Source organism: Amycolatopsis sp. cmx-4-61 (genome assembly GCF_046548775.1).
Classification (GTDB): domain Bacteria; phylum Actinomycetota; class Actinomycetes; order Mycobacteriales; family Pseudonocardiaceae; genus Amycolatopsis.
On sequence record NZ_JAEBEI010000008.1, the window covers coordinates 197,252 to 209,056 of the forward strand.

General features: G+C 72.2%; 13 protein-coding genes. 9 read left to right on the plus strand and 4 right to left on the minus strand.

The features are described from left to right. The first annotated feature begins 18 nt into the window (after positions 1 to 18). The 4 genes from ACLJOU_RS23760 to ACLJOU_RS23775 are packed head-to-tail and all read left to right on the plus strand — an operon-like array spanning position 19 to position 3,136. Positions 19 to 483 (plus strand): Lrp/AsnC family transcriptional regulator, encoded by a 465-nt coding sequence (locus ACLJOU_RS23760; protein ID WP_410569994.1) that lies wholly within the window; start codon positions 19 to 21, stop codon positions 481 to 483. Positions 484 to 535: 52 nt separating this feature from the next. Then, a complete protein-coding gene (locus ACLJOU_RS23765) occupies positions 536 to 1,762 on the plus strand; it encodes a sensor histidine kinase (protein WP_410569996.1) in 1,227 nt (408 codons plus the stop codon). Further along, positions 1,759 to 2,412 (plus strand): response regulator, encoded by a 654-nt coding sequence (locus tag ACLJOU_RS23770; protein ID WP_410569998.1) that lies wholly within the window; start codon positions 1,759 to 1,761, stop codon positions 2,410 to 2,412. Before ACLJOU_RS23765 ends, ACLJOU_RS23770 begins: the two co-directional genes overlap by 4 nt. A gap of 19 nt (positions 2,413 to 2,431) precedes the next feature. Beyond that, a complete protein-coding gene (locus tag ACLJOU_RS23775) occupies positions 2,432 to 3,136 on the plus strand; it encodes a class I SAM-dependent methyltransferase (RefSeq protein ID WP_410570000.1) in 705 nt (234 codons plus the stop codon). Positions 3,137 to 3,139: 3 nt separating this feature from the next. Here ACLJOU_RS23775 and ACLJOU_RS23780 read toward each other — a convergent pair whose 3' ends face one another. The 3 genes from ACLJOU_RS23780 to cysD are packed head-to-tail and all read right to left on the minus strand — an operon-like array spanning position 3,140 to position 6,288. Further along, positions 3,140 to 3,511: a VOC family protein gene (locus ACLJOU_RS23780; RefSeq protein WP_410570002.1), complete on the minus strand. Its 372-nt coding sequence runs from the start codon at positions 3,509 to 3,511 to the stop codon at positions 3,140 to 3,142. Positions 3,512 to 3,544: 33 nt separating this feature from the next. Further along, positions 3,545 to 5,356, minus strand: a complete 1,812-nt coding sequence (gene cysC / locus ACLJOU_RS23785; RefSeq protein ID WP_410570004.1) for an adenylyl-sulfate kinase — start codon at positions 5,354 to 5,356, stop codon at positions 3,545 to 3,547. After that, positions 5,356 to 6,288: a sulfate adenylyltransferase subunit CysD gene (gene cysD, locus ACLJOU_RS23790; RefSeq protein ID WP_410570292.1), complete on the minus strand. Its 933-nt coding sequence runs from the start codon at positions 6,286 to 6,288 to the stop codon at positions 5,356 to 5,358. Before cysD ends, cysC begins: the two co-directional genes overlap by 1 nt. Positions 6,289 to 6,327: 39 nt before the next feature. Here cysD and ACLJOU_RS23795 point away from each other — a divergent pair, with 39 nt between their 5' ends. From ACLJOU_RS23795 to ACLJOU_RS23810, 4 genes are read left to right on the plus strand one after another with little or no spacing between them, the layout of a single operon-like run. Further along, on the plus strand, positions 6,328 to 6,807 hold the full coding sequence (locus ACLJOU_RS23795) for a nuclear transport factor 2 family protein (RefSeq protein ID WP_410570005.1): 480 nt from the start codon (positions 6,328 to 6,330) through the stop codon (positions 6,805 to 6,807). After that, on the plus strand, positions 6,804 to 7,994 hold the full coding sequence (locus ACLJOU_RS23800; protein ID WP_410570006.1) for a hypothetical protein: 1,191 nt from the start codon (positions 6,804 to 6,806) through the stop codon (positions 7,992 to 7,994). Before ACLJOU_RS23795 ends, ACLJOU_RS23800 begins: the two co-directional genes overlap by 4 nt. Next, positions 7,991 to 8,779 carry an SDR family oxidoreductase gene (locus tag ACLJOU_RS23805; protein WP_410570008.1) on the plus strand — a complete coding sequence of 263 codons (789 nt, stop codon included), beginning with the start codon at positions 7,991 to 7,993 and terminating at the stop codon, positions 8,777 to 8,779. Before ACLJOU_RS23800 ends, ACLJOU_RS23805 begins: the two co-directional genes overlap by 4 nt. Positions 8,780 to 8,787: 8 nt before the next feature. Then, positions 8,788 to 9,957 (plus strand): sulfotransferase family protein, encoded by a 1,170-nt coding sequence (locus ACLJOU_RS23810; RefSeq protein ID WP_410570009.1) that lies wholly within the window; start codon positions 8,788 to 8,790, stop codon positions 9,955 to 9,957. On the opposite strand, the gene ACLJOU_RS23815 is transcribed toward ACLJOU_RS23810, so the two are convergent. Then, positions 9,947 to 11,140 carry a glycosyltransferase gene (locus ACLJOU_RS23815; protein ID WP_410570010.1) on the minus strand — a complete coding sequence of 398 codons (1,194 nt, stop codon included), beginning with the start codon at positions 11,138 to 11,140 and terminating at the stop codon, positions 9,947 to 9,949. The genes ACLJOU_RS23810 and ACLJOU_RS23815 overlap by 11 nt on opposite strands. Before the next feature lie 38 nt (positions 11,141 to 11,178). Between ACLJOU_RS23815 and ACLJOU_RS23820 the strand changes: the two genes are divergently transcribed. Then, a complete protein-coding gene (locus ACLJOU_RS23820) occupies positions 11,179 to 11,799 on the plus strand; it encodes a TetR/AcrR family transcriptional regulator (protein ID WP_410570012.1) in 621 nt (206 codons plus the stop codon). The last annotated feature ends 6 nt before the right edge of the window (positions 11,800 to 11,805 follow it).

Sequence of the window (11,805 nt, forward strand, 5' to 3'; positions counted from 1 at the left end):
AACCGAAAGCAGGCCCCGATGGACGAACTTGACACGGCCCTGCTGACCCTCCTCCAGGAAGACGCCAAGCAGACCAACAAGGAACTCGCCCGCCGCCTGCACATCGCGCAGTCGACGTGCCTCGAGCGGGTGCGGGACCTGACCCGGCGCGGGATCGTGCGCGGGCACACCGTCGACGTCGACCTGAAGAAGATCGGCCGGCCCGTGCAGGCGATGGTCGCCGTGCGGCTGCGGCCACCCGACCGGGCCGTCATCGAATCCTTCCGGGCCTTCGTCACCGGCCTGCCCGAGGTGCTGTCGGTCTTCGTCATGTCCGGCAGCGACGACTTCCTGCTGCACATCGCCGTCGCCGACAACGACCAGCTGAGCGGGTTCGTCCTCGACCGGCTGACCCAGCGCCGGGAGATCGTCGACGTGCGGACGTCGGTCATCTTCAACCACTTCCGGCGCACCGTGGTCATCCCGGCCGAGAGCGACGGCTGAGTCCACCGCGAGAGGGAGGCGCGCCTGGGCTCCGGGCTGCGAAGATCGGCTGGTGCGCATCCTCCGGCCCCTGACGAGCAAGGCGACCTACCGCCGCTGGGTCTACCTGGTCCTCGGCGGCGCCATCAGCGTGCCGTACCTGCTGTTCTCGGCCGTCGCCGTGCCGTCGCTGCTGCCCTTCGTCACCACGGTGGAGCGGGCCGCGGTCGTCGGCGGGCTGCTCACCCTGGCCGTCGTGGCCGCGACGGCGTTCCTGCCCGCGGTGCACGCGCTGGAGGCGGCCGCGGTCCGCGAGCTGCTCGACGACCCGGTGCCGGACGCGCCCGCGAAGCCCCGCACCCGCCCGGGCCGGCTGCGCGCCGCGGTGATGTTCGTGCTGCACGTCGGCGCCGGGTTCGTCGTCAGCTTCTTCAGCCTCGCCGCGCCCGTCGCGATCGGGTTGTCGATCAGCGCCGTCTTCACCGGGCAGCTATTCGAGACCGACGGAGGCGACGCCGTCACCGTGCCGAAGGGCTGGGGCTCGGTGTGGCTGCCCGTGGTCTTCGGGCTCGGCGTGGTGCTGCTCGGCTACGCCGTGAGCGCGATCGGCGGCCTGCTGCGCCGGGCCGCGGTCGCGCTGCTCGGCACGACCGCCGCCGACCGGATCGCCCGGCTCGAGCGGCGGACCGAGCAGCTCGCCGAGCGCAACCGGCTGGCCAGGGAGCTGCACGACTCCGTCGGGCACGCCCTGAGCGTCGTGACGGTCCAGGCGGGCGCCGCCCGGCGGACGCTGCGCACCGACCCGGACTTCACCGAGCGGGCGCTGGGCGCCATCGAGGAGTCGGCGCGCACCGCGCTCGACGACCTCGACCACGTGCTCGGCCTGCTGCGGGAGGAGGCGGCCGGCCGGGCACCGCAGCCGACGCTGGCCGGGCTGCCCGCCCTGCTCGGAACGACGCGGCTGGCCGGTACCGAGATCACCGCCGACCTCGACGGCGACCTGGCTGCCGTGCCGCCGGTGGTGTCGCGCGAGGTGTACCGGATCCTGCAGGAATGCCTGACGAACGCGGTGCGCCACGCCGGTAGGGTGCCGGTGACGCTCGTGGTCGGCGTCGCCGCGCACGAGCTGGTGGCCCACGTGACGAACCCGCTGGGGAGCGGCTCCCGCCGGTCCGGGGGCGGGCGCGGCGTGCGCGGGATGGCCGAACGGGTGGCGGTGCTGGGCGGGGAGTTCTCGGCCGGGCCGGTCGGTGAGCGGTGGGAGGTCGTGGTGCGGGTGCCGTGGGGGAGCGGGCGATGAGCGTGCGGGTGCTGCTGGTGGACGACGAGCCGCTGATCCGGGCCGGGTTGCGGGCGATCGTCGACAGCGAGGACGGCCTGGCCGTGGCCGGCGAGGCGGCCGATGGCGCCGAGGTGCCGGGGCTGGTGGCGCGGCTGCGTCCGGACGTCGTGCTGATGGACGTGCGGATGCCCGCCGTGGACGGGATCCGGGCCACCACGCACCTCATGTCCACTGTGGAGGATCCGCCGAAGGTGATCGTGGTGACCACCTTCGAAAACGACGACTACGTCTACGACGCGCTCGTCGCCGGAGCCAGCGGGTTCCTGCTCAAGCGCGCCCGGCCGGAAGAGATCGTCGCGGCCATCCGCACCGTCGTGGCCGGCGAGTCCCTGCTGTTCCCGGCGGCGATCCGCCGCCTGGCCGCCCAGCACGCCCCCGCACCGGCGGGCGACGCACTGGCCTCGGCCGGCCTGACCGAGCGCGAACGCGAAGTGCTGCGGCTGATGGCCGGCGGATTGTCCAATGTGGAGATCGCGGGCGAGCTGTACGTGGGTGTCCAGACGGTCAAGACCCACGTGGGCAACGTGCTGGCGAAGCTGGGGGCCCGGGACCGGACCCAGGCGGTGATCCGCGCCTACGACTCGGGGTTCGTGACGCCGTCGCGCTGATTCGGGCACCATGGGCCCCATGACTGCCGCATACGACGACTTCGCCGAGGCGTACACGGCCGAGAACGACACCAGCCTGATGAACGCCTACTACGAGCGCCCGGCGACCCTCGCGCTCGCCGGTGACGTGGCCGGACGGCGGATCCTCGACGCGGGCTGCGGCTCCGGCCCGCTGTTCGCGGCGCTGCGGGACAAGGGCGCCGTCGTCACCGGGATCGACCAGAGCCCCGAGATGCTGGCGCACGCCCGGCGGCGGCTCGGCGACGGCGCGGACCTGCGCGTCGCCGACCTGGCCGACCCGCTGCCGTTCGCCGACGACGAGTTCGACGACGTCGTGGCGTCCCTGGTGCTGCACTACCTGCGGGACTGGGACCCGCCGCTGGCCGAGGTGCGGCGCGTGCTGAAGCCCGGCGGCCGCCTGATCGCGTCGGTCAACCACCCGATGATGGTCAACCTCACGCACCGCCACGAAGGGCCCCGGCCCGACTACTTCGAGCAGTACACCTGGACCGACGAGTTCGAACTCCGGGGCGTCAAGGCGCAGATGACGTTCTGGAACAAGCCGCTGCACGCGATGACCGACGCCTTCACCGCCGCGGGCTTCCGGATCGCCGTCATCAGCGAACCGCACCCGGTACCGGCCGCGCGCGAGCTGTTCCCCGGCGACTTCGAAATCCTCGACACCTTCCCGAGCTTCCTGTTCTTCGTCCTGGAAGCCGGGTAGACCTCAGTCGAGGCAGAACTCGTTGCCCTCGACGTCCTGCATGTTGAGGCACGATTCGTTCTCCTCGTCGGCGAGCAGGAGCTGTCCGCGGACCGCGCCGAGCGGCAGCAGCCGGGCGCACTCGGCTTCGAGCGCGGCCAGCCGCTCTTCACCGACGAGGCCCGTGCCGACCCGGACGTCGAGGTGCACCCGGTTCTTGACGACCTTCCCTTCGGGCACGCGCTGGAAGTACAGCCGCGGGCCCACGCCCGTGGGGTCACTGCAGGCGACCCCGGAGTCCTCGAGCACGTAGCCGAGTACCTCGCACCAGAACCGGGCGACACGCTCCGGGTCCGCGCAGTCGAAGGTGACCTGGACCTGCCTGACCGACGTCATGGGGCCCACCCTAAGTGCGCGGGCAAGGGCTTTTCAGCCGAGTTCGTCCAGCAGCGCCTGGATCGCCGCCGCCATCGCCGCCGGATCGCCGTCGGCCGGACGCAGCACCAGGTCGGGGGCCGACGGGCGCTCGTACGGTGCGTCGATGCCGGTGAAGCCGGTGATCTCCCCGGCCCGCGCCTTCGCGTACATGCCCTTCGGGTCGCGGGCCTCGCACACCGCCAGGGGCGTGTCGACGAACACCTCCACGAACGGCAGCCCGGCGTGCACCGCCCGCGCCCGGGCCCGGTCTGCCGAGTACGGGCTGATCAGCGACGCGATCGCCACCACGCCCGCGTCCGCGAACAGGCGCGCCACCTCGGCCACCCGGCGGACGTTCTCCGCCCGGTCTTCGGGGCTGAACCCCAGGCCCGCGTTGAGCCCGTGGCGCAGGTTGTCGCCGTCGAGCAGGTACGCCGGGCGGCCCGCCGCGACCAGCCGGCGTTCCAGTTCCACCGCCACCGACGACTTGCCCGACGCCGAAAGCCCGGTCAGCCACACCGTCGCGCCGCGGGTCGGGCGGTCCTCGCGCCGGACCGCCGCGGTGTGCCAGACCACCGGGGAGGCGACCGCGCCGGTGATCATGCCCGCCGCGACGGTGTCCCCGGTGTGCTCGTCGACCAGGAGGAAGCCACCGGTGGCGCGGTTGCGGCGGTAGGGGTCGAACAGCAGCGCGGTGCGGGTCCGCAGCCGGATCCGGCCGATGTCGTTCAAGGACAGCACTTCCGCCGTCTCGTCGCGGTGCAGGGTCGTCACGTCCAGGCGGTACTCCAGCCGCTCCACCGTGCCCCGCGTCTCGGTGGTCGTGTGCCGCACCGCGTAGGTCGCGCCGGGTGTCAGCACCGCGCGTTCGGAGAACCAGCAGACCAGGGCGTCGACCTCGCGGGCCGACTCCGCGCGGTTGCCGGGGCGGCACAGCATGGCGCCGCGGCCGAGGTCGAGGTCGTCGGCCAGTTCCACGGCCACCGCCTGGCCGGTGAACGCCTCTTCGAGAGGCTGCCCGCCCGGACCCCAGACCGCGCGCACCTTCGACGTGAAGCCCGACGGCAGCGCCACGACCTCGTCGCCCGGCTTGAACACCCCGCCCGCGATGGTGCCCGCGTAGCCGCGGAAGTCGGACCGGCGGATGACGTACTGGACCGGGAACCGCGCGTCGATCAGGTTGCGGTCGGAGGCGACGTGCACCTCCTCGAGCTGGTGCAGCAGCGAAGTGCCCTCGTACCACGGCATGCTCGCGCTGCGGTGGACGACGTTGTCGCCGTGCAGCGCCGAGACCGGCACGAACGTCAGGTCGGCCACGTCGAGTTTCATCGCGAACCGGCGGAAGTCCTCGCGGATCTCGTCGAACCGCTCCTGCGACCACCCGACGAGGTCCATCTTGTTCACGCACACCACGAGGTGCCCGATCCCGAGCAGCGACGCGAGGAACGCGTGCCGCCGCGACTGCTCCAGCACGCCCTTGCGCGCGTCGACCAGGACCAGCGCGAGGTCGGCCGTCGACGCGCCGGTCACCATGTTCCGCGTGTACTGCAGGTGCCCCGGGGTGTCCGCGATGATGAACTTGCGCTTCGGCGTGGAAAAGTACCGGTGGGCGACGTCGATCGTGATGCCCTGCTCGCGTTCGGCCCGCAGCCCGTCGGTGAGCAGCGCGAGGTCCGGGTAGTCCTCGCCGCGGTCGCGGCTGGCGCGTTCGACCGCGGCGAGCTGGTCGGTGAAGATCGCCTTCGAGTCGAACAGCAGCCGGCCGATCAACGTGGACTTCCCGTCGTCCACGCTCCCCGCCGTGGCGACCCGCAGCAGCTGCATCAGAAGTATCCCTCCCGCTTGCGGTCTTCCATCCCCGCCTCGGAAATCCGGTCGTCGGCGCGGGTCGCGCCGCGTTCGGTGACGCGGGTGGCGGCCACCTCGGCGACAACTTCGGACGGTGTCGCCGCCGACGACTCGACGCAGCCGGTGCAGGTGGCGTCGCCGACGGTCCGGAACCGCACGGTCGCCTCGTACGGCGTCTCGCCGTCCACAAGGGACAGGAAGCGGGTCGCGGCCAGCAGCATGCCGTCGCGCTGGACCACCGGCCGCCTGTGCGCGTAGTACAGCGGCGGCAGCGCGATCCGCTCGTCGCGGATGTACTGCCAGATGTCCAGTTCCGTCCAGTTCGACAGCGGGAAGACGCGGATGTGCTCGCCGCGCCGGTGCCGTCCGTTGTAGAGGTTCCACAGCTCCGGGCGCTGCGCCCGCGGGTCCCACTGGCCGTGCTCGTCGCGGAAGCTGAACACGCGCTCCTTCGCGCGGGCCTTCTCCTCGTCCCGGCGGGCGCCGCCGAACACGGCGTCGAACCCGCCCTCGCGGATCGCCCGCAGCAGCGTCACCGTCTGCAGCCGGTTGCGGCTCGCCCGCGGCCCGGTCTCCTCGACGACGCGGCCGGCGTCGATGTCGTCCTGCACGCGCGCGACGAGCAGGCGCAGGCCGAGCGCGGCGGCGGTCTCGTCGCGAAACCGCAGCACCTCGTCGAAGTTGTGGCCGGTGTCGACGTGCAGCACGGGGAACGGCAGCGGCGCGGGCCAGAACGCCTTCGCGGCGGCGTGCAGCATCACCACGGAGTCCTTGCCGCCGGAGAAGAGCAGGACCGGGCGCTCGAAGGTCGCGGCGACCTCGCGGAAGACGTGCACGGCCTCCGCTCCGAGCGCGGCCAGGTGCGATAGCTCGTACGAGGTCACGGACACCGGAAAAAAGTAGAACATGTTCTTGTCATCGGTCAAGCGGTGCGGGACCCTGGGGAGATGGACCTGGTCGTACTCGAAGAGATCAAGCGGCTGAAGTACCGCTACCTGCGCGGGGTGGACCTGAAGCTGTGGGACGAGGTGGCCGACACGTTCACCGCCGACGCCACGGCCGACTACGGGACGCACGCCGTGGGCGGCGACGGGAAGCAGTTCGAGGGCCGTGACGCCATCGTCGGCTTCCTGACCGAGAGCCTCGGCAACGGCATCATCACGGTGCACCACGCAGGTCAGCCCGAGATCGAGGTCGACGGCGACACCGCGACCGGGCGGTGGTCGTTCACCGACAAGGTCATCGTGCCCGAGCACAAGGTGATCATCGAAGGCGCCGCGTTCTACGAGGACACCTACCGCCGCGACGCCGACGGGGCCTGGCGGATGTCCCACATCGGGTACGTCCGGACCTACGAGTCGATGCTGTCCTGGGACGCGCTCCCGGGCTTCCGGCTGCTCGCGAACCGCTGGGCCGTTCCGGCATGATCGAGAACGAGTTCTCGTTGACCCGGCCGTTCGCCGACGCCATCGCCGAGGCCGAGAAGCTGATCGCCGCGGCCCCGCCGGCGCAGACCGAGCAGGGTCTGCTCGAGGGCTACGACTACCTCGCCGGCAGCATCCGGGCGTCGCTGCAGATGGCCTGGGCCTACCAGCGCGACTTCCCGTACTTCACCGCCTCCACCGGGCCCTACACGAAGATGGGGCTGGACAACCCGGACACGCTGTACTTCAACGCGAACATCCGCGCCGACCGCGAGTACCTGGTGACCGGCGTCCGCGGGACCACCGCCGACCTGAGCTTCCAGGTCCTCAACGGCGACTATTCGCCGGTCGAGGTGCCCGACAGCCTTGCGGCGTTCGACGACCGCGCGATCGAGATCGGCCCGGACGGCCGGTTCGAGCTGCGCTTCGGCCCGGCTCGCGAGAACCCGGGCCCGAACTACTTCGTCCTCGGCGAAGGTTCGTCGATGCTCGTCGTCCGCGAGGTATACAGCGACTGGGCGACCGAACGCCGGGGCGAGATCCGCATCCGGTGCGTCGACACGGCGGGCCAGGCGCCGCCGGTGCCGGACCGGACCGCGCTGGCCAAGCGCTACGGCGTCACCGGCAAGATCCTGCTGAGCCGGCTGAAGACGTTCCTGGCCTTCCCGAAGTGGTTCTACGACGACCTGCCGGTGAACACGCTGACCGAGCCGCGCTCGACACCCGGCGGGCTCACCACGCAGTTCTCCTCGGCCGGGCACTACGAGCTGAGCGGCGAAGAGGCGATGATCGTCACCGTGCCGCGCTGCGCGGACGCGCCCTACCAGGGCATCCAGCTCGGCAGCCTCTGGTACGTCTCGCTCGACTACATCAACCACCAGACGAGCCTCACCGCCGACCAGGCCCGCGTCGACCCGGACGGCAAGCTCCGGTTCGTCATCGCCGAGCGCGACCCCGGGCTGGCGAACTGGCTGGAACTCACCGGCCACGACCGCGGGTACGTCCAGATCCGCTGGCAGCGGCTCGCCCGCGACCTCGGCCCGGACGACGGCCCGGTCGTCGAGGTGGTCAAGACCGACGAACTGCCCGATCGGCTGCCCTACCACTCCGACGCGCGCGTGACGCCGGAGCAGTGGGCGGCGAGGATCGCGGCCCGGCAGGACGCCGTCGCCGCCCGGATGCTGGGGTGAGCGTGGCCGGTTTGCTGCAGGACAAGGTGGTCGTGGTCTCGGGCATCGGCCCGGGGCTCGGGCGGTCGATCGCCGTGCGCAGCGCCGAGGCGGGCGCGGACGTCGTGCTCGCCGCGCGCACCGAGTCGCGGCTGACCGAGGTGGCGAAGGAGGTGACCGACCTCGGGCGCCGGGCGGTCGCGGTCCGCACCGACATCGACGACGCCGACTCCGCGGCGAACCTGGTGCGCGCGGCGGTCGAGGCGTTCGGCCGGGTGGACACGGTGGTGCACAACGCCTTCGCCGTCCCGCCCCTGACCGACCTGGCCACTGTGGACCTCGACGCGGTCCGCGCGGGGTTCGAGACGGCGGCGATCTCCGTGCTCCGGCTGACCCGGCTGTTCCTGCCCGCGCTCAAGGAGAGCAAGGGCTCGCTGGTGATGGTCAACTCGGCCGTGCTGCGGCACTCGCGGCGGACGTTCGGCGCCTACAAGATGGCCAAGTCGGCGCTGCTGTCACTGGCCCGGAGCCTCGCCAGCGAGCTCGGGCCGGACGGCGTGCGCGTCAACACCGTCGCGCCCGGGTACATCTGGGGCCCGAACCTCCAGTGGTACTTCGCCTACCTGGCCAAGGAACGCGGCATCACCCCCGAAGGGGTCTACGCCGAAACGGCGTCCACAACGGACCTCCGCAAACTGCCGGAACCCGACGAGATCGCCGACGCCGTGGTGTTCCTCGCCTCGCCGATGGCCCGCGCGATCACCGGGCAGTGCCTCGACGTCAACGGCGGCGAGTACCACCACTAGGAGGTTCGATGCTCCCCGGCCGGGAAGACGTGGGCACCGTCGAGGACCTGCACGCCTCGGCGGCGAAGCTCACCGGGCTCGCCGACTTCGGCTCGGACGAATACCTCGAGGGCCTGCGCGTGCTGCTGGAGTCGTACGAGGCGGACGCGGAACTGACGCCGTACGGCAACAAGGTGCACCGGGCGTTCCTGCGCGGCGCCTTGGTCGCGCGGCTGCTGAGCGAGGCGTCGTGGAAGCAGAATCCGGGGTACGCGGACGTCCGCGTCGAGCGGCCGATCTTCGTCACCGGGCTGCCCCGCACCGGCACGACGGCCCTGCACCGGCTGCTCGCCGAGGACCCGGCGCACCAGGGCCTCGAGGTGTGGCTCGCCGAAGTCCCGCAGCCGCGGCCGCCGCGGGAAACGTGGGCGGAGAACCCGATCTTCCGGGGAATCCAGGCCGGCTACGAACGTCACCACGTCGAGCACCCGGAGTTCATGGGCGTCCACCACATGTCGGCCGACCAGGTCGAGGAGTGCTGGCAGCTGCTGCGCCAGTCGATGCGCTCGGTGTCCTTCGAGTGCCTGGCGCACCTGCCGCGGTACTCGCGCTGGCTGGCCAAACAGGACTGGACGGACGCCTACGCGCGGCACAAGCGGAACCTGCAGCTGATCGGGCTGCCGGACGCGGGCAAGCGCTGGGTGCTCAAGAACCCCAGCCACCTGTTCGCCCTGGACGCGCTGATGGCGAACTACCCGGACGCGCTGGTGATCCAGACGCACCGGGCGCCGCGCACGATCATGGCGTCGATGTGCAGCCTCGCCGAGCAGGCCGCGGACGGCTGGTCGGCCAAGTTCCGCGGCGAAGTCATCGGGCGCGGGCAGCTCGACCTGTGGGCGCGTGGGGCGGACGAGTTCGGCTGGGCCCGCGCGCGGCACGACCCGGCGCAGTTCTGCGACGTGCGGTACGAGGACTTCGTGGCGGACCCGATCGGCACGGTGTCCACTGTGTACGACCACTTCGGACTGGACTTCACGCCGGAGGCACGGGCGGCGATGGCGGCGGTGCACGAGACGAGCCGGACGGGGGACCGGAAACCGGTGCACCGGTACAGCCTGGCGGACTTCGGCCTGACGGCCGAGGAGGTCGACGAGCGGTTCGCGAGCTACCTGGCCGCGCACGAGCCGCTCAGCCGGTGATCAGCTCGACGACTTCGTCCATCGCCGGGCCGGCCGCCATTTCGGCGGCCAGTTCCCGGGCGCGGTGGCGGTAGCGGGGATCCGCCAGCACCTTGCGGACGGCTCGCCGCAGCGTCCGCGGCGACGCCGAGGCGCGCGCGTGCCCGATCCCGGCCCCGGACCAGGCCACCCGGGCGGCGACCTCGCGCTTGTCCTCGCTGGCCCCGACGACCACCAGCGGCACGCCGTAGCGGAGGGCGTGGTTGACCCCGCCGTACCCGCCGTTGCTGACCATCGCGGCGCAGCGGGGAAGCAGCTCGTCGTACGGCAGGAAGTCGGCGACCCGCACGTTGCCCGGCAGGGGGCCGGGCCGCACCGGGGTCCCGCACGTCGTCGCGACCACCAGGACGTCTTCGCCGGCCAGTGCGTCGATGGCGGGTTCGACGAGCCGGCCGAGGTCGTCGTTCGCCACCGTCCCCTGGGTCACGTGCACCACCGGCCGGCCGCCGTCCAGGTCGGCCCACCACGGGGGCAGCGGGTGTTCGTCGGCGCGGCTCCGCGTGGTGGGCCCGATGAAGTGCAGGGGGACGCCGGCGCGGGGGTACTCGAAGCCCCGGCAGGTCATCTGCAGCACGCCGTCGCTGCGCAGCGGCCAGTCCGTGAACGGCATCCCGGGGTCGCCGCCCAGCAGCTTGCCGGCCTCTCGCTGGGCGGGTGCGAGCAGCCACGGCGCCAGCGTCTCGAGGAGCGCGGCGCGCACGGGGTGCCCGGGCGGGCCGGTCGGAACGGGTGGCAGGAACGGCAGGAACCCCAGGGTCAGAACTCGGGGCCGGTGCTCGCGGAGGACGAGGGCCAGCCCTGCCATGAAGAGCGGGTCGCACAGGACGACGTCGGCCTCGTGCCGGTCGACCACGCTGAGCTGGGCGGGCATCGCGCGGACGAAGTGCGTCAGTTCGAACCGGGCGAGCTTCAGCCCGCTCAGCCCGGCGCGGCCGGGGACCGAGCCGTCGAGGTCGGTCTCGTCGAAGTCGGCTTCCGGGGGCAGGACGTCGACGGTGGCGCCCAGCTTTTCGAACGTCTCCCGGTACCGGGCACCGGTGACGACGGTGACCTCGTGCCCGGCGGTGACCAGGGCTTCGACGATCGGTTTCGTGGGGCCGGTGTGGCCACGAGCGGGGTGGACGCAGACGAGGACGCGGGTCATGACTCCCCCTTTGAGCGATACGCTGTACCATCCAATTGATGACGATACCCGAAGGAGCGCGGCGCCGGTACGAGTCGCCGGTGCGCGAAGCCCGCGCGCGCCGGACGCGGGCGCACGTGGTGGCGACGGCGGGGAAGTTGTTCGCCACGCGGGGTTACGCGGGCACGAGCATGCGGCAGATCGCCGCGGAGGCCGGGGTGAGCCTGGAGACGGTGACGCAGACGGGCCGCAAGCCGCAGCTGCTGCTGGCGGCGTTCCGCGACGGCTTCGCGGGCGACCCGGACGCGGTGGACCTGACCGCGCTGGCGGGCCCGGCCGGCCCGGCGGACCTGCCGTCGGTGGTGGCCCGGGTGGCGGCGGGGGTGCGCGGGTCACTGCCGATCTGGCGGGCGTTCACGACGGCGGCCGCGGCGGACGCGGAAGTGGCGGCGGTCCGCGCGGAACTGGCGGTGGCCCGCCGGGCGGAGATCGCGGAGCGCCTCTCGGCGGCGGGCTTGGCGTCGGGACATTCCGTGGGCCGCTTGGCGGACGCGATCGGGTTGATCACGTCCCACGAGGCGTACGAACACCTGACGACGGTGTGCGGCTGGCCGCACGAGGAGTACGTGACCTGGGCGGCCGCGGCGATCCAGGCGCAGCTGACGCTCGACTGGCCCTGAACGCAC

What these genes read in the sequence shown, in the direction of transcription:
- ACLJOU_RS23810 (WP_410570009.1), top strand. Translation starts at nt 8,788, where the DNA reads ATGCTCCCCGGCCGGGAAGACGTGGGCACCGTCGAGGACCTGCACGCC.
- ACLJOU_RS23820 (WP_410570012.1), top strand. Translation starts at nt 11,179, where the DNA reads ATGACGATACCCGAAGGAGCGCGGCGCCGGTACGAGTCGCCGGTGCGC.
- ACLJOU_RS23770 (WP_410569998.1), top strand. Translation starts at nt 1,759, where the DNA reads ATGAGCGTGCGGGTGCTGCTGGTGGACGACGAGCCGCTGATCCGGGCC.
- ACLJOU_RS23800 (WP_410570006.1), top strand. Translation starts at nt 6,804, where the DNA reads ATGATCGAGAACGAGTTCTCGTTGACCCGGCCGTTCGCCGACGCCATC.
- cysC (WP_410570004.1), bottom strand. Translation starts at nt 5,356, where the DNA reads ATGCAGCTGCTGCGGGTCGCCACGGCGGGGAGCGTGGACGACGGGAAG.
- ACLJOU_RS23775 (WP_410570000.1), top strand. Translation starts at nt 2,432, where the DNA reads ATGACTGCCGCATACGACGACTTCGCCGAGGCGTACACGGCCGAGAAC.
- ACLJOU_RS23780 (WP_410570002.1), bottom strand. Translation starts at nt 3,511, where the DNA reads ATGACGTCGGTCAGGCAGGTCCAGGTCACCTTCGACTGCGCGGACCCG.
- ACLJOU_RS23795 (WP_410570005.1), top strand. Translation starts at nt 6,328, where the DNA reads ATGGACCTGGTCGTACTCGAAGAGATCAAGCGGCTGAAGTACCGCTAC.
- cysD (WP_410570292.1), bottom strand. Translation starts at nt 6,288, where the DNA reads ATGTTCTACTTTTTTCCGGTGTCCGTGACCTCGTACGAGCTATCGCAC.
- ACLJOU_RS23815 (WP_410570010.1), bottom strand. Translation starts at nt 11,140, where the DNA reads ATGACCCGCGTCCTCGTCTGCGTCCACCCCGCTCGTGGCCACACCGGC.
- ACLJOU_RS23760 (WP_410569994.1), top strand. Translation starts at nt 19, where the DNA reads ATGGACGAACTTGACACGGCCCTGCTGACCCTCCTCCAGGAAGACGCC.